Here is a 17,523-nt window from a genome sequence, read left to right on the forward strand (position 1 = left end):
GCTCACCCCCTTGATAGCTGACTGCTTTCAATGTGCTATCAAAGTGATATGGTATAAAAAGCATTGTCATTCATCCTTATTTTACCTCGACCTTTATGGGATTCTATCCGCATACCCAAGGCATTAGAGGAAATATTAAGGTTGTGCAATTGAAAGAGGTGGCACAATAATGAATTTTTTCAGGAGGATGACAATGGGTATACTAAGCGGAAATCCTAAAGAAGAACCAATGCACTATGGAGAGGTTTTCGGAACTTGGTCATTCTTAATGGCAGGAAAAGGAATGGTAGCAGGATATCAGACTCTCAAAAATCATGCCGGGGATGAAGACTTAAATAAATTCATCGACGAATTGATTCAAAACGGGCTGCAGGAGATTAAACAATTGGAGGAATTACTCAAAGAAAATGGCGTAGGCCTGCCCCCAACTCCACCAGAACGCCCTAATGCTTGTATTGAAGATATTCCAGTTGGAGCAAGATACCAAGATCCAGAAATATCAGCATCGTTGACAAGAGATATTGCAGGTGGATTGGTTGCTTGCAGCCAGGTCATTGGACAATGTGTCAGAGAAGATATCGCTTTGATGTTCGGACAATTCCACATGCAAAAGGCAGCACTTGGAGGTAAACTTCTCCGATTAAACAAAGAAAAAGGCTGGTTAATCCCTCCTCCTCTGCATCAGCATAAAAATGAAGATTGCTAAAGGAAAAAAAGGAATATTCCCACGGGAGTATTCCTCTTTCCCTTTCCACACATAAAACTTCAGGGGTGAAGAAAAATGTTCAACAATAAACTTGAAGAGGCTCTCCAACAAGTCGAAATGGCTGAACGTAACTTGTTGGATGCACAAGGAAACAATGATCCTCAGCACTATCAGCGTGCAGCACAAGATATTCATTACGCACAAGCTCTTTTAACCAGTATTCACGATTCTATGATGAGTGCACCTGAGGAGGAACAGAAACAATACCTTCACGCTAAGGAAAGGATGAGGATTTTACAAGAAGCTCATTCAAGCCTATAAATATTATCAGATAGTGTACGAATAAATATTTTTAGACAAGCCATTTCTACCAAGTGTGATAAAAAGGACATCTGCTGAATAAGATGTACAAGTTATCTTATTAGGGGTGAAACTATGGCTGTCTTCTTAAGTTATGTCTTTCTCGGAATATCACTCGCTGCACCCATCGGCCCCATTAATGCCGCCCAGATCGACAGGGGGATCAAAAATGGTTTTTGGCATGCATGGATGATCGGATTAGGATCGGTAGCTGCAGACTTTCTTTATATGCTTGTCGTCTATTTTGGTGTTGTCAACTTTTTACATACCCCGCTCATTAAAACATTTCTATGGTCATTCGGTTTTTTTGTTCTTGTTTATACAGGAATAGAAAGCCTTATGGGAGCAGGGAAAATCAGTGCCTCATCCAGAAACTCAAATGATACCTATATTAAAACGTTTTTTACCGGTTTTTTTATGGCCTTGTCCAACCCCTTAACCATCCTTTTCTGGCTGGGGATTTATGGTTCTGTCCTCGCCAAAACAGCCCAAACGGTTGATCACGCCCATCTGATCCTCTACAGCGCCGCCATATTTATTGGCTTAACCCTATGGGATGTGAGCATGGCGGCTCTAGCCAGTTCCTTCAGAAAGTTCCTGACAGACAGATTATTGATTGGCATATCCGCTATATCCGGCCTTTCTCTTATAGGCTTTGGGTTTTACTTTGGCTGGGAAGCAATTAAAATTCTTTTCTTTTAATCCTTAAAGCAGGATGGGACTGTTCTATTCTGCTTTTTTGTTTGGTCTAAATCCCCCTTCTGAATTGGACTGATTAATTACTTTTCACATTGAATTCACATTGAAAGAAACCATGTGTTTTAAAAGTAAGCAGTCCAGTATTGGAGTACAAAACTAAAAAAGCTGTCCAAAACGGATTGCTTTTTTTGTAGGGAATCGTACTATTAAATCTCATGAAAACCCCCAATAATTGAAAAAGTCACCAGGGGTAAAGGAAGGAGATTTAAACTAAGGGAAAATTTTTCCGTTAAACTACAGAATTTAGCTGGAGAAGGGTAAATAAGGGAAGGATTTTCCGTTAAACGCCTATTTTTCCCCACATTAATAACATAAGGGAAATTTCTTCCTTTATTATATACGCTCATGGTGCCTGGTCCTTGCTTTTATTGTTTTAATATCTATTGAAGCGATTAGAGCATTACCTCCGGCAGGACGAACAATGCGTCCAGGTGCAGTGTCAATTCCCCTCGGACTCACCCAACTGGAACGGAAATCAGCTTTTATATATCAAGTGCACCAATGTTAAGGAACGGAACTTCTTATAGAAAGGCGTTTTTTGGATCCTTATTGTTTAGTTCAAAGGCAGTGTGGTAAACAATTAATAGACAGCTGGAACAAATAATTAAAGGAGAGTGTTAGTAAATGAAAAAGAAAAATTTATTTCTATCAGTCCCTCTAGCTGCAGGTATCATCATGACCGGCTGTAGTGCTGAAGAAGGACAAGAAGACGAAATCATCCAGGAAGAAGAAAATATGGAAGAAACAGAAGGTACTGAGAATGATTCTGTAAACACAGATGATAATGATAGTATTGATTCAGAAGGATCAGATGAAGACAATGAAGGTATGTTAAATGAAGTACCGGAAGATGAGTATGGTGAAGGTACCGATGAACCTGACTTGGATACTGCTGAAGAGGAAGAACTATAATAGTAAACTAATGAGCAAAAACTGCCGGCCAACCGGCAGTTTTTTGTTTGATAAATAATGGTGAATACTTAATAGGAAGATATAGGCTTTGCATAAATAATTGTGTTTTTTTATGTCTGAGTAATATTATATTCGATTGGAGTCGGAGGCGTGCAATCTCGTTCAGAATTATCCGGACGTCAATTGTCAGCACCAAGGTTACATACCACCGGGACGTAATCCTGAAGACAGATTTTGAGGCACACTGCCCGCCCACGGATTGGCATGCCTGTAACGGAAATTCAGCAATACTTATTAATTATGTTAAAGAACAACATTACTATTTAATACACCCAAAATAAAAACCAGCCAAATGGCTGGTCGAATTGTGCTGATTAAGCGTTCACACTATCCTTTAAGGCTTTACCTGGTTTGAAAGCAGGTTGCTTCGTCGCAGGGATTTCCATTTCCTCACCTGTCTGCGGGTTGCGTCCTTTCCTGGCAGAACGCTCTCTTACTTCAAAATTCCCGAAGCCGATCAATTGGACTTTTTCACCTTTGGCAAGGGTGTCCTCGATGTTTTGTAACACGGCTTTCACTGCATTCTCTGCATCTTTTTTGCTTAATTCCGCTGACTCAGCCACTGCATTGATTAAATCTGTTTTATTCATATGTAAAACCTCCTAAAATAATCTTGTTACAGTTGATTCTTACCACTGCATTCAATAGATTAAACCTTTTCAGTTACAACAATCATCCCTTTATGAAGATAGGTCTTGCATTCTAATGCATCCCTGTGTGAAAAGCCCTCGTCACGCAGCTTCTTCTCCAGTTGGACTAGTTGAATTGAACCATCATCTTCATCAAAGGCAGTCGCTAAACTGTGGATTCCACTGTCATCATTGCTTGCTGATATATCCAGCAAGCTGCCTTCCAATGATGTGTTTTCATTCATGATTCTATACTGTTTAGGTTCCACTGTATAAAAATGAATGGAGCTAATATCAACCGTCTTTATTTTTCTTTCCTTTACATCAGAGATCAATTGAGGAACCGAGCTATATACACCGACAATGCTTTTGTCCATAGTGCACCACCTTTTCCTCTCTTTTACCCCTTAATAAAGATATAAAACAAAAAAAGCAAGCGGAAAACCGCTCACTTTTAATAAATCTGCCTGCCTTGCTGTCCAATGGCATAATATATACCGTGTTTTAAAGTGGAGAAACAGCTGAAACGGGACAATTGCATATCCGTTCCCGTGATTTCCTGTGCAAGTTTAGGGGAAATTCCTACTAGTATTGTTTCAGTCCCTATTAATGAGGCTGCCGATGCTAGTTTGCTTAGGAGTTCCACAGTGAACTGGCTGATATATTGATGCAGTCCGGTAAGATCGATTACAAGGTAATCAGCTTTATGCTTTGGAAGATTATTTAACGTTTTGGTTATCAAATCTTCTGAACGGTTCTCATCATATTTACCAAGTAATGGTACAACAACTACCCCCTCGAGTACCGGTATAATCGGAGAGGAAATTTCTTTCACCAGTTCAGTCAGGTCCTGTGTTCTCTCTTCAACCATGCTTTCAAGCTTTAAAATTTTCTCAGACTCTGATTTCCTTGCCAAGTCATGTATATTCTCTTCGATTGTTATATCAGATGGGGCAAACTTGTATTCGCAATAATCCCCTTGTTTAATTTGATCCCTTTCCACACTAAACCATACATTTTTTCCGAGCAGACCTGAAAAAATCCCTGAAAAATGACCGGCCAGAAAAGTAGTCATTTTTTCTTTTCCTTGTGCCAAGTTTATTTTATATTCCCAGCTGTCTTTCAATTTTACTGTCGCTGTATAGTCTTCTTGATTCAAATGACTAATCTCAATTTTACCCCAGCCGGCAGAAGCATATGTTGCCGGAATTGCCTTTGCAACATCTTCAAGCGGCATTTTCAAACCTTGGAAGTATTCGCCTACTACAATGCCCTGTCTATATCCTGTTGTTTCCAATACCACTTTAGCTGCTTCTTTTCCTGAAACTTCCTCTATTGTATCGAAAAAAGATTTCATTGCGGAGGTGATCCAAAATAAGACAGCGTCATCACCTTCAAACTGAAATAATCCTCTTTCAAGATTCCAGGAGAAATCAAGCCCTCCTACGTTGATATGATCTTTATGTATAATGTTGTATTCCTTCATTAGTGCCAAGACCCCCGTTTTATTGATACTATTAATTTAACGTAAGTTGATACATTCGTAAAGCTACACCCCTTATCATCGTCCCATTTAAAAAAGCTCTGCAAAAATTGCAGAGCTTCATGCACCCAATACCAGCAGTCCTATCATTAAAAGAGACGGAACCCCATAATAAAGCAAGCTTTTATTGGTAACTATTCTATCTTGTTTACCTTTCCAGGTTTCATACTTTTCATTCTTGGAAGTATACCAACTGCCTTGATTGTTCAATTAGAGTCACTCCTTCCTGATTCATTTAGTTGTGTTTACCCCATTTTCACTATTCAAAAAATAGAAATATCAGGAAGACTCTATTTATTGTTTGACAGCTCGTTCAATAGGGAAATTTTAAATAAGCTCGTTTGGCTGTAGAACAAACACTATTCTATTAATGGGAGGCTATAAAAGTGAAGGACAATAATAAAAATAAAGGCAAAGGCTTCGAAAAATTTGATAACCCAGAACAATACGATAAAGACAAAGAAAGTATCTTGGACAAATTTGAAAGTGAACAGCATGTAGATCCACTGCCCATGGAAGATATCAGAGAAGAAAAAATCGAAGAAAGAAAAAAATCGAACACTAAAGACCAATCCTCAAGCGAAAAGAAATATGACCAGGATTATAACTAAACTTAACGGCATACGGACTTGGCTAGCTCTGCATGAAAAAACAATGAACAAGCTAGTTCGATAGTAAATTCATTCAAATGAAGATTCAAAAAGAGCAGTCCCTTTTAATAAGGAACTGCTCTTTCTATTAAATAAGCTTCTTGCATTCTTCTACACATTTGAAACAAGCGTCTGCACACTTTTGGCAATGAGTGTGATCATGTTTCTTACATTCGTTTCCACAAGCTCCACAGACTTCGACTAACAGCTGCAGGATGCTCTTCACATTCGGGCTGCCATACTGCATGGCATTAATAGCAAGTGTGCAAACATCCGCACATTCCCTATCCAACCTGATACATTCTGCCATCTTTTTAACATCTTCCTCTTTCAAGCAGTTGTCAAAACAGACATTGCACGCTTCCAGACATTCCTGACATGCTTTTACACATTCTTCATAAGTTTGATTCATCATAGTCACCGCCTTAAAAGTTTTTACAGAAATCTATTACCCTGTTTAATAACGAAAAAACTTGTTTATCTGTGAACTTAATTTCGAGGAACATAAGGAAAAACTTAAAGGGAAAAAGAAAAAGCGACCACGGAACATCTAGAAAGGAATAACTAGCATGATTACAAAGAATTAACAAAAAAGCGGCAGCCTCAATAGACCGCCCCTCAAGATGGGTTAAAAATCACACTTATAGAACTCTTTCTGTCCTTCCCATCTGAATTCTTTTCACATTACCAATAAAGGTTAACTCTTTTCCGTCTGCTATGATACCGTCTCCATCCTCTGCTGCATAGACCACCCTTCCTGTCGTAAAGGTGTATTCTTCCACAGATTGCTTGAAAGATACAGACCAGCGATTATAGTGAGGAAGAAATTCGAATGGAACCACCTGCAAAGTTTCCAGTTGTGTATATGTTTGCAGGGCACTCTCGAGACCATTTTGAAAAAGGTCAAAGATACCAGCACCCAAGCCGAACTGGACAGCTCCCCCACTTACACCTGCCAAGATTCCACCCTTGTTGTAATAGTCTATGAGAAATGAATCAAGTCCCCTCTTTCGAAGATTCTCTCGAAATATAAGCGGGCTGCCGCCTGATAAATGAATAGCATCACTTTCCATCACCGCTTCAAGTAATCCCTCATCATATTCATCTGCTATATCAAAAAATAGTAATTCACCGAGTCCATATCTCTGATAATAACGTAATTGTTTACGATAATGACTGCGATCCCCATCATCGTTACAAGGAATGTAAGCAATGACAGGCTCGGCCTTCCCAAATGATTCAAAAAGTTTTTTATCAATTTTACGATTTTCATCTATCACCTGGTCACTGTACATAAAAAGTTTGCCCATAGAATCTCCTCCTGAAAAAAATGCCCGGCAGCATATACCGGGCAAGAAAGTTGAGCTTAAAATAAATTGAAAATATAGGGACCGACAGAGAAGATATAGAGAACCATATAAACTAGCAAGTAGTAGAATACACCCGCAAACGTACCCCAATCTGGATCTCTGCCAATCTTCCAAATCAGTGCTGCCACAACGCTGATAATAATTAATATTATCGTGCCGCTATGATTGAACGTATAATAGAATGGTGCCATTTCATAAAAATAAGGATTCATTGCCTGATTCATGTAGGTGAATGGCATAAGGATGAAAATGAATATCGCTACATATTCGACCCAGTTAATGCCGTCTTTTTCAAAAATATTTGGCCTTAAGATATAAAGAAGCAATAAAAGTGTTAGAGACGGCAGATACCAATAGAATGAAGTCAGAGCCGTCACCATGCTGCTGAACAGCATCAAGAAAGAGTTATAGCCGCTCAACTTCCAATCCTCAGCTGAGAGTTCTGTACTCTCTGCCTTCACTTGACTGTTTTGCGATGCTCCAAACAGCTTATAATAATCCCCATTAAAAGAGATCCACAGCAGGGATTCTTCATTGGCTTTCATCGGATTTTGAGCCACATTGTTATTAGTATTGACAGGCCTGGCGACAACCTGATTGCCTCCTTGGAATTTTCCTGAATACAACCTCATATTGCTGTTGTCTCCGATTCTCTGTCCTTCCGCAGTGAATACAAGGTGCAGTTCTCCATTAAGAGTGACAAGAGTTGCATCATCTGGAGCTTGCAGTTTAGAAGCGCTTTCTTCATTGAAAAAATTCAGCTGCTGGACGGATAACGGATTGCCTCCTATATCACTTATTTTCCCAGTCGCTTTATACATGGTATAAGAAAGCGAACCGCCCGTTCTCATCTGCCTTCCGTAAATGATTGTCAAGTCATCATCCTTGATATTCAGCACTAGGCTGCCAAGCTGGTCATAGAGTGAATTCTTCACGGACAAAACGGCTTCCTCATTCACTTCACCAGAGGTATCGACCAGGAAAACGTCAGCATTCGCATCATCTCTTTGATGAACAACAGCATAACTGCCATCGCTTCCGAATACTATATCTATTATTTCATTTGTAAATGTATGTATTTCCGTCGTTTCACTCGTATTGAAGTCATATGTATATACTATTCCATTTTTCCAGTACAGAACGTTTTCTTCTTCTGTTGCAAGGCCGCTAACTTCTTCATCGATTACTTTTGTTCCTCCATCACCGGTTAGCGTTAAGTTCCCTTGCGAGAGGGTAATAAAGTTTTCTCCATCAGTCCAAAAAGGAAATCCCCTCGGTACATCCATTGCGATTTCTTCATAGCTTTCAATTGATAAGCCTTCTCCTATGACGAACTTATTTACCTTGTCGACATTAGTAAGGTAAAGTTCATTTTCTCGCTGAAATGTAATAGGCAGTTCCTTGCCGTCATAATCAAGGGCGATTGATCTGCTCCATTCCTCATTCGGCAGTTTCGTCATAGTGGAAAGCTGGTGAAAATATAATGCTGCCAGAAGTGCAATCACTACCAGCGATGGTAATCCAAAAGCTTTTAATTTTTCTTTCATCGAAACATCCTTTTATGTTTTTTTCTCAATTGTCTTGCTATAAAGAGAGTAATAGAATGTATAATTACAATCCTGTAACAGCAATTGGCACATGTAAAATATTAGGTGGAATTTTCCGAAAAGTCAATGCTTTCCAGATAAATATACATTTTTTCAAAAGAACAAGAAAAGAAGGAGTCCCCCAAGAAAACTCCTCCATGTCCATTTAAGCACTGTATTTCAATGTATATAGATTTTTTAATTTTTTTCTTGCCCTGAAGAATCTTGTCTTTACTGTACTTCTCTTTAAATCGAGCTTTTCGGCTATTTCTTCCTCATTCATTCCATACTGGACCCTCAACAGGAAAACTTGTTGTTGAGCTAAAGGCAATTGTCTGATTTCGGTCACTAATTCTTCCTTTAACAATGTGATATCAACCGTTCTTTCAACATCTTCCTGTGAAGACGATAATAGACAATCCAATTCCATGTTGAAGGGATCGATGGGAACCTCCCCTGCCCTTATCTCTTTCCTGATGAAGTCAATACTAGTACGAGTAGCGATGGAAGACAGCCACCCTCCAGCTTTTTTTTCATCGATTAAAGTATCAATTTTCTTATATGCTTTTAAAAACGTTTCCTGGACAATATCCTCTGATAAACTGCTGTCTCTAGTAATTCGCAGCGCTATATGATAGACCAGTTTATGATATTGCAAGTATAATTGGTCGAAATGGACTGCCATGCAACTCTCCCCCCTTTTCCTTTCTATCTCTCAAAGTGATCCATAATATAATCCGGTATATTTTCTGCCTTGATTCCTTTCACATGCGGGTAGTCCTGCCCTTTAAAATAAAATGCGGCCATATATTCACTTTCAATAGTCCAGGACTTCATTTCCAGCAAATCTTTCACTTTTTGTTCAGAGGTAATTCTCAAGGCCTTGTTATCCTCTTCCAGTGTGGCGATCGAGTCATGCAAATCGACTTCCATTCCAAGGGGTGTTTGGTGATCCTCCCGTTTATAAATAAGGATCTTTGAAACATCTTCAGGTAATACTTTTACTTGATTAAACAGGTCTTTTTCCATCAGCCATGTTTCAAAGTTTGAATAAGATGGTTTCCAAGGAACATACAATCTCTGTTCATTTGCAAGCAGGATTTCAATATCATACAGAGTCTCCGATCTGTCCACCATGCTTTCATATGACTCTTCCAATACTTCTTTCTTGAGTTTATCTATCGCTTCCTCTAATAATGATTCATCAGTAATGCTCACTTGCTTATCTTGAGGTCCTCTTGCTGTTATCGTAAGCTTGTCTGCAAGGTGCGTATCCACTGATAAAATTTGATGTGCTGATTCCTTATATTCAACAGATTCATATATGGATTCATAATAGAAGTCAAAATGAGTGCGGTCGATTTCGTAGTTTCGTATAACCTTTTTGCCCGCCTTCAATTCATAAACTATATACAACTGCACTGATCCTTTACTTTCTTTATCAGAAATGATTGCTCCATGAAGGTCCTTGACGTTTCGAATATTCTCCTCATTCGAGAGGTAACGAACCGGTTCCTCTTCGTATTCTTCCAAATAGGAATAAATATGGTCATTGAAATAAATTCTTTCAATTTCATTCAAATCTGGTACATAAGATTCGTAATTTTTGAAACCAAAATGAATGAAGACGGCTATACCAGTCAGAAAGAAGGCAAATATAGCCATTTCTTTCAGTCTCAGCCCAATTCTCCACGTTTTCTGGACGATCATTTCTGAGAGTAAGTAACCAACTGCAAATCCAACACCATACCCAAAGAGAGTCCAAGGCAGCGTTTTTTGTACTGCACTGAAATAACCTCCTGAAACCAACATGACTCCAATGATTAAGCCAAACTTAAAAACTGGCTGCAATACTGGAAACGCAAATGTCTGTGAAGTCGTTTCAATTTTTCTCCTTTTATATAAAACAAGAGCAAGTATCCAGAACACGAAGATCAAGAACACGTAAATAATAATCTCGGTAAACGAAAGCTGAACCTCATTAAACAGACCCGCTTTAATAATCGGAGAGAAATCTTCCGATCGGACAGCCAGGTAGTACTCTTCTGGAAATCCAAATAAGAAATTTTTTATATTGAGTACGGACAATATATACATGCCTGAAGGAAATAACAGTAATACATAGGTCAATACAGCTTGTACAACAGAAAGCCCTGTTATCATGGCAACGGTGATGCCGCATACATAAAATAAAACAACCATTAAAATTGTCACCAGAGCCCAGCTTATGATATCGTCTGCCTGAAAGTGACTACCCAAGTCATTCGTTAATGTAAGGAAAACCATAATCATTGCGGTGAACACAACAGGAAGTATCAGCATGATAATACCTGCAGCTGAAAAATGCATGAAAAGTTTTTTCCTCCTGATTGGAAGGCTGTGAATCATATCTGCCTGCTGTTTCACATGTAAAAACCGAAATGAGAAAATGGACAATAATACAGGAATGACCATCATTAAACCGGCTTGAAGAACAAAGTTGATCTGAAACATTTGCCCGTATGTAAGCAGATAAGAAGGTTCCTCACTGGTGAGCATCATCCACACGTTCAATGGAAGAGCAAATATCAGTCCTGCAAAATAGACAATCCCTATCCAACCAGTATTCCTGCCTATGAGAGTCATTATTTCTTTATTAACCAAGGATTTGCTTGACTGCATAGCCGGCATCCCCCATTTCATGAATGAATATTTCTTCAAGTGTCAAAGGAAGCAGATCAAAAAGGACTGGCTGAAAATCGTTCACAACATCTTCTATCGCTGTTTCTTCGCCCTTAATAATGCAGGAGATGACACTTCCTCTCTGCTCTTTCTGCAATACATTGAGACGATCAAACAATTCTTTAGGAGGTTGATTTTTAAAAGCAACTTGAATCTTATGAAACTCAGACTTTAATTCATCCAATTCCTTCTCCACTAAAAGACGGCCCTTATGCAGAATTCCTACATGATCGCAAAGATCTTCTATTTCTTCGAGGTTATGGGAGGAAATCAAAATGGTCATTTCCCGAAGAGCAACTTCTTCCATCAAGATGGATTTAATTTTTTTTCGTACCACAGGATCCAGACCATCCATCGGCTCATCTAAAATCATGACTTCCGGACGGCACGATAACGCAAGCCAGAAAGCCGCCTGTCTTTGAACTCCCTTTGAAAATTTATGCAGCTTGACCTTCGGGTCGATGCCCAAAATCAGGCCTAATTCATTAAATCGTTCCTCATCCCAGCTATTAAAAAGACGTCTGTAAAATGCGGCCATTTGCTTTATGTTATACTGCGGCAGAAAACCTGGTGTATCCGCTAAAAAGAATAACTTTTGTTTGGCTGCAGCGTTTTCGAAAACCGGTTCGCCATCTATGTAAGCTTCACCTTTCTCTGGTTTATAGATACCGCTCAATATTTTCAGAAGAGTTGTTTTTCCCGCTCCATTTGATCCCAGCAAACCGTATACAGATCCTTGATTAATCGTTAGGGATACATTATATACACTCTCTCTGCCTTCAAACTGCTTAGACACTTCATGAAGTTGAATCATAGGAATCTCCCCCTCCCACTTTTTGTTCTATTTTCTTGATGAGTTCAATAATTTCCGCTGACGAGATTCCAAGATACATCCCCTCAGCAATGAGCTTTTCCAACTCTGAAATGACGTTTTTCATTTTCTCTGAATTCTGGGTATGGGCAGCGGGATTCACAAAGCTGCCCCTTCCTTTTACAGAGTAGATATACCCTTGGTTTTCTAGTTCTCTGTAAGCTTTTTGAATGGTATTTGGATTTATCGTAAGCTCCCCTGCTAATGTTCTCACTGAGGGCAATTGTTCATCTGCCTTTAATATTTCATTGATTATCAATTCCTTAAGCTTTTCAACAAGCTGCTCATAAATCGGTTTCCGGCTTCTTAAATCCAATTCGAACATATATACCCTCCCATCTGTATGCAGTGTACTATGTGTATTAATACAGTTAATTATACTTTAGCTTTTTTTGAAAGAAAAGAACTTTTTTAGATTTTTTTCAAATTACCAACCATCCCCCCCTGCATAATCCCTCAATACACAGGAAAGAATTAACTTAAAATACTAATAGAACAAGAGGTGCTTATAGTGAAGAAGATAATTGACCTAATCGTGTTGGGATTAATAGCAACCGGAATATTATTGACTGGGTGTAACAATGAAGAAAACGGAGACGGCGAGGACAAGTCTCTTGTCATCGGACTAAATAACTGGGCAGAAAATATAGCTGTCTCAAACATGTGGAAAATTCTTTTGGAAGAAAAGGAATATGAAGTTGAATTAAAATCAATGGAAAAAGCACCTGTTTGGCTGGGAATTACGAGAGATGAACTGGACATAGCTCCCGAAGTTTGGCTTCCCAATACAGACAAACCTCTTATGGATAAATATGGAGAACAACTTAACATGCATGAAGTTTGGTATGAAAATACAGGACTAGGTCTTGTTGTCCCTTCTTATATGGAGGATATCACAAGTATTGAAGAACTAAATGCAAGAAAAGATGAATTCGGCGGTCGGATTGTAGGAATCGACCCTGGTGCAAGCCTAACATCGATGACTCAGAAGGCTATCGAGGAATATGGCCTTGAACTTGATCTTGTGACGAGTTCCGGACCCGCGATGATTGCCGAATTGTCAAAAGCCTATAAAGATAAGGAGCCGATTGTGGTCACCCTTTGGAATCCGCATTGGGCTTTCTCTGAATACGACTTGAAGTATCTTGAAGATCCAAAGAAAGTGTATGGTGAAGCAGATGATATATACTACATGACAAGGAAAGGTTTCGAGGAGGATCATCCAGAGGTTGTTAAATCGATGAATACTTGGAAAATGGATGATGAATCCCTTGGTAACCTGATGGCTGTTATTAAGGATACAGGCGACCCGGCTGAAGGAGCTAAAGCTTGGATTGAAGATAACCGCGAAATGGTGGATCAATGGCTTAAGTGATGTTATTTTTGATGGGCTCCAGAAGGTATAGGGACTTTTGCTTGAGGTTTCCAGGACAATTTTTTAGTGGATTGTTGCCGTGTGGCTCTTTGAACAATTCTTGAGGATTATAGTTTTTTTTCTTGGTTTTATACATTGTGGTTTTGAAAAGAAAGTATGCTGACTTCCGCTTCATGTGCGTGACTCCGCGTGGCGGGCGGTGAACTAAAAAGTGGAAGCGGCCGTTCAGCGACGTACAGATTTTAGTGCTCTCGCATGAGATAAAGGAATCACCAAGAGCGGAGCGGTTCGATGATCAGTTCCCATTTCCAAAAGTGGACTTTGCACGTAACAAAGCTTAAGTCAGAAAAAAATCCAGATGCCGATTTTTTCTAAATACCTCTTTAATCGAGTGGAGGAAATGAACTTGCTGACTTATCGCAAGGAGGGAGGCAGGGAAGCCCGCTAGCCGTTGGGACCTTGCAGCTGGATTCGCAAGGATAGAGACCGAAATCTGCTAGTCGCTAAGTCCGTTCCAGTGGGTGCGGACCCTCGGCTGCTGGAGCTGGATTTGCCTCCTCGGATGCGCCTGAATAAAAAGTGGAAACGCCCTGTTCAGCCCCGACAGGCAAATGTTCCTCAGCGAAAAAAAAGGGGATCTTTCCTTTTATTCGCTGAGGGTTATTTGACCCCGAGGGGCTGGGTGCTGGAACTGGACGTCCCGCTATCCCGCAGGAGGTCACGCCCCTTCAGCTACAATTAACTTGATAATAAAGACCGTCACAACTTTCCAAAAATCGACATTACGAGAGTAATAATATAAGAACTAAGCAAACAAAAGTCCTTTATGATCTTCCTAGATGATTTTATTTACACACCTAAAAACTTAAATCCTTTAGAAACTCTAAGAGGATTCTAATAATGTGATGGTGCCTCTATGTTAAACCTAAAAAGCTGTCCAATAGCCATTCCAGACTTTTTGGACAGCCCAAATCATATTTAGCACCTATCTTTTCAATCACTCTCTCAGAATTTATCTAACAACCGCTCAAGGAGCTCTTCACCCGTAATAACTGCGCTGCCTCCACCTTGAGCCATAGAAGGATTGCCCCCTCCTTTTCCATCGGTGAGGGCAAGGGCAACCCCGATGAGTTCTTTCATATCCTTTTGGCATGATGAACATGACCCAAACACGTATTGCAGCTTATCCCCGTTCTCACTGACCAACAAAACGACAACTTCGTGTGTTTGCAGGATTGTTCTGGCCATTTTTTGCATATCTGCCATTGAACGGTGCTGAAGCACTTTCTTCACTACTTTTACGCCACCTCTATCCACAGAAGATTTAATGAGATCCTCCGCTTCATAAACAAGGATGGTTTCCCTTGCCTCTTCAAGAAGTTTTTCATTTTTATTGCCGTTTTCTATCAGAGTTCGAACTGCTGAAATCATTTCGGAAGGAGGGGCATTCAACACTCCGGTAAGTTCCTTTAAAATGCTATTTTTCTCATGAAGCTGGTCAGCCACACGCTGCCCGCACACAAAGGTCACCCTTGTATTCTTTTTTTGTTTCTCCCAGTTCAGAATCTTGATCATCCCAACTTCTCCAGTGCTACGAGGATGGGTACCTCCGCAGCCATTGTAATCAAACTCAGGAATGATTACGAGCCTGATGTCTCCCTCCACAGCCGGCTTCTTTCTTAGGGGATATTGATCAACTTCTTCTTTGTTTATCCATTTTGTATGTATAGGCTGGTTCTGCAAGATCACTTGATTGGCAAGCGCTTCCGCTTTTGAACTTTCTTCTTCTGTTAAGGCGGAAGTGTTAATATCGATGGTACACGTGTCCCTTCCCAGATGAAAACTTACCGTTTCATATCCTAAGCTTTTAGAAAAACTCGCAGACAGGATATGCTGCCCGGCATGTTGCTGCATATGATCAAAGCGCCTTGTCCAATTGATGGCGCCGCTTATCTCATAAGTTCCTTTCAGCGGACTGTCGATATAATGGCGAATGATACCTTCCACTTCCTCTACTTCTGTAACCATGCTGTTGTTCAGAGTACCTTTATCAAAGGGCTGCCCTCCGCCAGTTGGATAAAATGCGGTTTCTTCCAATTGCGCAAACCATCTTCCGTCTTCACTTTGCTGTTGTGAAACCAGCTTTGTTTTGAATTCACGCAGATATGCATCTTCATAATACAACTTTTCCTTCAATTCCTTCTCACCTTCTCTGTTCAATATAACCTGCTGGATCTGTAAACATTGAAATGACATCCACGATGCCTACATAAACGAGAAATGCACCCAGCAGGATAAATCCAATCTTCACTATCTTGTTTTGAATATTGTCCTGATCCTTCTCCTTCAGCCCGAAAAATGCAAAGATTAAAAGTGCAACTCCAGCCAATAATGATACGATAAACATTCGAACGCCCCCTTTGAGAAGCCTCATTAATAATTGTAAACTTCTTTATACTTGTTTTTCCAACAACAAGCCTTTCCAAACGCAACAGAGCACTTCCCTCATAAAAGGAAGTGCCCGGTTGTTTTATCCATTTACAATGGTACCGCCGTTTACGTGAATCATCTGTCCGGAGATATAGGAAGCATCTTCACTTGCAAGGAAAACATAGCTTCCAGCCAATTCCGCAGGCTGTCCCGGCCTTTTCATAGGAACAGGAACGGATTCTTCCCCGAAACCTTCTACTGTATCTTTTGAGAAGGAAGACGGAATGAGAGGTGTCCAGATAGGCCCTGGCGCTACGGCATTCACTCTGATTTTCCGATCGATTAATGACTGTGAAAGAGATCTTGTAAATGTCGTAATGGCACCTTTGGTTGCTGAATAGTCAATCAGCTTCGGCATTCCCTGATAGGCAGTAATGGAAGATGTATTAATAATGGATGCTCCTTCTCCCATGTGCTTAAGAGCTTCTTTAGTAAGGTAAAACATGGAAAAGATGTTTGTGCTGAAAGTTCTCGTCAACTGTTCTTTACTTATATCTTCAATAGAATCCTGAGGATGCTGCTCTCCTGCATTATTAACAAGGATATCCAGTTTTCCAAATTCATCAACAGTATTCTGCACTGCTTTCTGACAGAACTCTTCGTCAGCAATATCTCCAGCGATCAGCAAACATTTCCCGCCCGCTTTTTCGATATACTCTTTTGTTTCCTCAGCATCACTGTTTTCTTCCAAATAGACAATCGCTACATCTGCTCCTTCTTTCGCATAAGCAACAGCTACCGCACGTCCTATCCCACTGTCCCCGCCGGTAATCAATGCTTTTTTACCATTTAATTTTTTAGCAACACCAGCTAAATTGCCCGTGAAGTCGGGTCTTGGTTCCATATCAGATTCCAAACCGGGCTGATGGCTCTGTTCCTGTCCAGGTATTGAATTGGGTCTTTTTTCTGTCATGTTTCTATCCCTCCATTATATGGTTAAAAAATATATACTATCTCTTCCCTGTGACTATCAAGGTAAACATAAACCCTATATCCATTTTATGGTTTCGCATGATAACTTTTTCAGTGGGCAACTTAAAAAGAAAGGAGGATTTCAATGAATGATTTTGTAGCTAAGATAAAAGATTTTTCGAAACATGTATCAGAAGATATCGGGACTATCATGAAAGATTTCAATAATGAAAAAGTTGAATTCGCAGATATGGTATCGCTAATAATCAGACATGAAAAAACGACCCACATGAGCCAGACTCTACTCGGAAGCGTGTACAATACATATCAGCTTCATTTGTTCCCGTATTATCTTCACTTAGAAACAAAGGGAAAAATGAATGAATCGATTTTGCAGTTGATGCTTCATTCTCAAGAGAGGGAACTTTATTGTTACAGGTCCTACGAAGCAAAATCGCAAAAGCCCAAAATTGTACCAGTCCCTGAACCATTAATAAATCTATTAAAGACCAACCAACATTCCAACAAATTACATTAATAGAGCCTGTTTTGCATAACAGGCTCTGATTACGAGCACAA

General features: G+C 39.8%; 21 protein-coding genes. 7 read left to right on the forward strand and 14 right to left on the reverse strand.

Annotation, left to right across the window (positions count from 1 at the left end):
* The first annotated feature begins 193 nt into the window (after positions 1-193).
* The 4 genes from BSG1_RS03975 (at position 194) to BSG1_RS03990 (ending at position 2,737) form a co-directional block, all read left to right on the forward strand.
* The gene (locus BSG1_RS03975) at positions 194-706 is read left to right on the forward strand and encodes a DUF3231 family protein (protein WP_044022372.1); all 513 of its coding nucleotides are present in this window, start codon (positions 194-196) and stop codon (positions 704-706) included.
* A 75-nt stretch (positions 707-781) separates the two neighbouring features.
* A complete protein-coding gene (locus tag BSG1_RS03980) occupies positions 782-1,027 on the forward strand; it encodes a hypothetical protein (protein ID WP_006835578.1) in 246 nt (81 codons plus the stop codon).
* Positions 1,028-1,141: 114 nt separating this feature from the next.
* Positions 1,142-1,768: a LysE family transporter gene (locus BSG1_RS03985; protein WP_006835579.1), complete on the forward strand. Its 627-nt coding sequence runs from the start codon at positions 1,142-1,144 to the stop codon at positions 1,766-1,768.
* 681 nt (positions 1,769-2,449) lie between these two features.
* Complete coding sequence (locus tag BSG1_RS03990; RefSeq protein ID WP_006835580.1) at positions 2,450-2,737, forward strand: hypothetical protein; 288 nt, start codon at positions 2,450-2,452, stop codon at positions 2,735-2,737.
* Positions 2,738-3,111: 374 nt separating this feature from the next.
* Here BSG1_RS03990 and BSG1_RS03995 read toward each other — a convergent pair whose 3' ends face one another.
* From BSG1_RS03995 to BSG1_RS20745, 4 genes are all read right to left on the reverse strand, one after another.
* Positions 3,112-3,387 carry an HU family DNA-binding protein gene (locus tag BSG1_RS03995; protein ID WP_006835581.1) on the reverse strand — a complete coding sequence of 92 codons (276 nt, stop codon included), beginning with the start codon at positions 3,385-3,387 and terminating at the stop codon, positions 3,112-3,114.
* A 59-nt stretch (positions 3,388-3,446) separates the two neighbouring features.
* The gene (locus tag BSG1_RS04000) at positions 3,447-3,803 is read right to left on the reverse strand and encodes a hypothetical protein (RefSeq protein ID WP_006835583.1); all 357 of its coding nucleotides are present in this window, start codon (positions 3,801-3,803) and stop codon (positions 3,447-3,449) included.
* 77 nt (positions 3,804-3,880) lie between these two features.
* The gene (locus BSG1_RS04005) at positions 3,881-4,912 is read right to left on the reverse strand and encodes an STAS domain-containing protein (RefSeq protein ID WP_006835584.1); all 1,032 of its coding nucleotides are present in this window, start codon (positions 4,910-4,912) and stop codon (positions 3,881-3,883) included.
* 117 nt (positions 4,913-5,029) lie between these two features.
* Positions 5,030-5,179 carry a hypothetical protein gene (locus BSG1_RS20745; RefSeq protein ID WP_006835585.1) on the reverse strand — a complete coding sequence of 50 codons (150 nt, stop codon included), beginning with the start codon at positions 5,177-5,179 and terminating at the stop codon, positions 5,030-5,032.
* A 176-nt stretch (positions 5,180-5,355) separates the two neighbouring features.
* Between BSG1_RS20745 and BSG1_RS04010 the strand changes: the two genes are divergently transcribed.
* On the forward strand, positions 5,356-5,580 hold the full coding sequence (locus BSG1_RS04010; RefSeq protein ID WP_006835586.1) for a hypothetical protein: 225 nt from the start codon (positions 5,356-5,358) through the stop codon (positions 5,578-5,580).
* Positions 5,581-5,707: 127 nt separating this feature from the next.
* On the opposite strand, the gene BSG1_RS04015 is transcribed toward BSG1_RS04010, so the two are convergent.
* From BSG1_RS04015 to BSG1_RS04045, 7 genes are all read right to left on the reverse strand, one after another.
* Positions 5,708-6,034, reverse strand: a complete 327-nt coding sequence (locus BSG1_RS04015) for a four-helix bundle copper-binding protein (RefSeq protein WP_006835587.1) — start codon at positions 6,032-6,034, stop codon at positions 5,708-5,710.
* A gap of 226 nt (positions 6,035-6,260) precedes the next feature.
* Entirely contained in the window at positions 6,261-6,929 is a 669-nt protein-coding gene (locus BSG1_RS04020; protein ID WP_006835588.1) for a Type 1 glutamine amidotransferase-like domain-containing protein, read from the reverse strand.
* Between the two features lie 56 nt (positions 6,930-6,985).
* Positions 6,986-8,536 carry a hypothetical protein gene (locus BSG1_RS04025; RefSeq protein WP_006835589.1) on the reverse strand — a complete coding sequence of 517 codons (1,551 nt, stop codon included), beginning with the start codon at positions 8,534-8,536 and terminating at the stop codon, positions 6,986-6,988.
* Between the two features lie 205 nt (positions 8,537-8,741).
* Positions 8,742-9,260 carry an RNA polymerase sigma factor gene (locus tag BSG1_RS04030; protein WP_006835591.1) on the reverse strand — a complete coding sequence of 173 codons (519 nt, stop codon included), beginning with the start codon at positions 9,258-9,260 and terminating at the stop codon, positions 8,742-8,744.
* Positions 9,261-9,283: 23 nt separating this feature from the next.
* Positions 9,284-11,236 (reverse strand): DUF6449 domain-containing protein, encoded by a 1,953-nt coding sequence (locus BSG1_RS04035; protein ID WP_006835592.1) that lies wholly within the window; start codon positions 11,234-11,236, stop codon positions 9,284-9,286.
* On the reverse strand, positions 11,211-12,110 hold the full coding sequence (locus tag BSG1_RS04040; RefSeq protein ID WP_006835593.1) for an ABC transporter ATP-binding protein: 900 nt from the start codon (positions 12,108-12,110) through the stop codon (positions 11,211-11,213). Before BSG1_RS04040 ends, BSG1_RS04035 begins: the two co-directional genes overlap by 26 nt.
* On the reverse strand, positions 12,094-12,492 hold the full coding sequence (locus BSG1_RS04045; RefSeq protein WP_006835594.1) for a GntR family transcriptional regulator: 399 nt from the start codon (positions 12,490-12,492) through the stop codon (positions 12,094-12,096). The genes BSG1_RS04040 and BSG1_RS04045 overlap by 17 nt, the downstream gene beginning before the upstream one ends.
* Before the next feature lie 186 nt (positions 12,493-12,678).
* Here BSG1_RS04045 and BSG1_RS04050 point away from each other — a divergent pair, with 186 nt between their 5' ends.
* A complete protein-coding gene (locus BSG1_RS04050) occupies positions 12,679-13,542 on the forward strand; it encodes a glycine betaine ABC transporter substrate-binding protein (RefSeq protein WP_006835595.1) in 864 nt (287 codons plus the stop codon).
* A gap of 1,005 nt (positions 13,543-14,547) precedes the next feature.
* Here BSG1_RS04050 and BSG1_RS04060 read toward each other — a convergent pair.
* The 3 genes from BSG1_RS04060 to BSG1_RS04070 form a co-directional block, all read right to left on the reverse strand.
* Positions 14,548-15,762, reverse strand: a complete 1,215-nt coding sequence (locus tag BSG1_RS04060) for a serine-tRNA(Ala) deacylase AlaX (RefSeq protein WP_006835598.1) — start codon at positions 15,760-15,762, stop codon at positions 14,548-14,550.
* Positions 15,746-15,949 carry a hypothetical protein gene (locus tag BSG1_RS04065; protein WP_044022373.1) on the reverse strand — a complete coding sequence of 68 codons (204 nt, stop codon included), beginning with the start codon at positions 15,947-15,949 and terminating at the stop codon, positions 15,746-15,748. Before BSG1_RS04065 ends, BSG1_RS04060 begins: the two co-directional genes overlap by 17 nt.
* Before the next feature lie 123 nt (positions 15,950-16,072).
* Positions 16,073-16,945 (reverse strand): SDR family oxidoreductase, encoded by an 873-nt coding sequence (locus BSG1_RS04070; protein WP_006835600.1) that lies wholly within the window; start codon positions 16,943-16,945, stop codon positions 16,073-16,075.
* Between the two features lie 144 nt (positions 16,946-17,089).
* On the opposite strand from BSG1_RS04070, the gene BSG1_RS04075 reads away from it, so the two are divergent.
* The gene (locus tag BSG1_RS04075; protein WP_006835602.1) at positions 17,090-17,482 is read left to right on the forward strand and encodes a hypothetical protein; all 393 of its coding nucleotides are present in this window, start codon (positions 17,090-17,092) and stop codon (positions 17,480-17,482) included.
* The last annotated feature ends 41 nt before the right edge of the window (positions 17,483-17,523 follow it).

It is taken from the genome of Bacillus sp. SG-1, assembly GCF_000181495.1.
In the GTDB taxonomy this organism is placed as follows: domain Bacteria; phylum Bacillota; class Bacilli; order Bacillales; family Bacillaceae_B; genus Rossellomorea.

Coding starts and splice junctions, on each gene's coding strand:
- BSG1_RS03975 (WP_044022372.1), top strand. CDS start 194: ATGGGTATACTAAGCGGAAATCCTAAAGAAGAACCAATGCACTATGGA.
- BSG1_RS03980 (WP_006835578.1), top strand. CDS start 782: ATGTTCAACAATAAACTTGAAGAGGCTCTCCAACAAGTCGAAATGGCT.
- BSG1_RS03985 (WP_006835579.1), top strand. CDS start 1,142: ATGGCTGTCTTCTTAAGTTATGTCTTTCTCGGAATATCACTCGCTGCA.
- BSG1_RS03990 (WP_006835580.1), top strand. CDS start 2,450: ATGAAAAAGAAAAATTTATTTCTATCAGTCCCTCTAGCTGCAGGTATC.
- BSG1_RS03995 (WP_006835581.1), bottom strand. CDS start 3,387: ATGAATAAAACAGATTTAATCAATGCAGTGGCTGAGTCAGCGGAATTA.
- BSG1_RS04000 (WP_006835583.1), bottom strand. CDS start 3,803: ATGGACAAAAGCATTGTCGGTGTATATAGCTCGGTTCCTCAATTGATC.
- BSG1_RS04005 (WP_006835584.1), bottom strand. CDS start 4,912: ATGAAGGAATACAACATTATACATAAAGATCATATCAACGTAGGAGGG.
- BSG1_RS04015 (WP_006835587.1), bottom strand. CDS start 6,034: ATGATGAATCAAACTTATGAAGAATGTGTAAAAGCATGTCAGGAATGT.
- BSG1_RS04020 (WP_006835588.1), bottom strand. CDS start 6,929: ATGGGCAAACTTTTTATGTACAGTGACCAGGTGATAGATGAAAATCGT.
- BSG1_RS04025 (WP_006835589.1), bottom strand. CDS start 8,536: ATGAAAGAAAAATTAAAAGCTTTTGGATTACCATCGCTGGTAGTGATT.
- BSG1_RS04030 (WP_006835591.1), bottom strand. CDS start 9,260: ATGGCAGTCCATTTCGACCAATTATACTTGCAATATCATAAACTGGTC.
- BSG1_RS04035 (WP_006835592.1), bottom strand. CDS start 11,236: ATGCAGTCAAGCAAATCCTTGGTTAATAAAGAAATAATGACTCTCATA.
- BSG1_RS04040 (WP_006835593.1), bottom strand. CDS start 12,110: ATGATTCAACTTCATGAAGTGTCTAAGCAGTTTGAAGGCAGAGAGAGT.
- BSG1_RS04045 (WP_006835594.1), bottom strand. CDS start 12,492: ATGTTCGAATTGGATTTAAGAAGCCGGAAACCGATTTATGAGCAGCTT.
- BSG1_RS04065 (WP_044022373.1), bottom strand. CDS start 15,949: ATGTTTATCGTATCATTATTGGCTGGAGTTGCACTTTTAATCTTTGCA.
- BSG1_RS04070 (WP_006835600.1), bottom strand. CDS start 16,945: ATGACAGAAAAAAGACCCAATTCAATACCTGGACAGGAACAGAGCCAT.
- BSG1_RS04075 (WP_006835602.1), top strand. CDS start 17,090: ATGAATGATTTTGTAGCTAAGATAAAAGATTTTTCGAAACATGTATCA.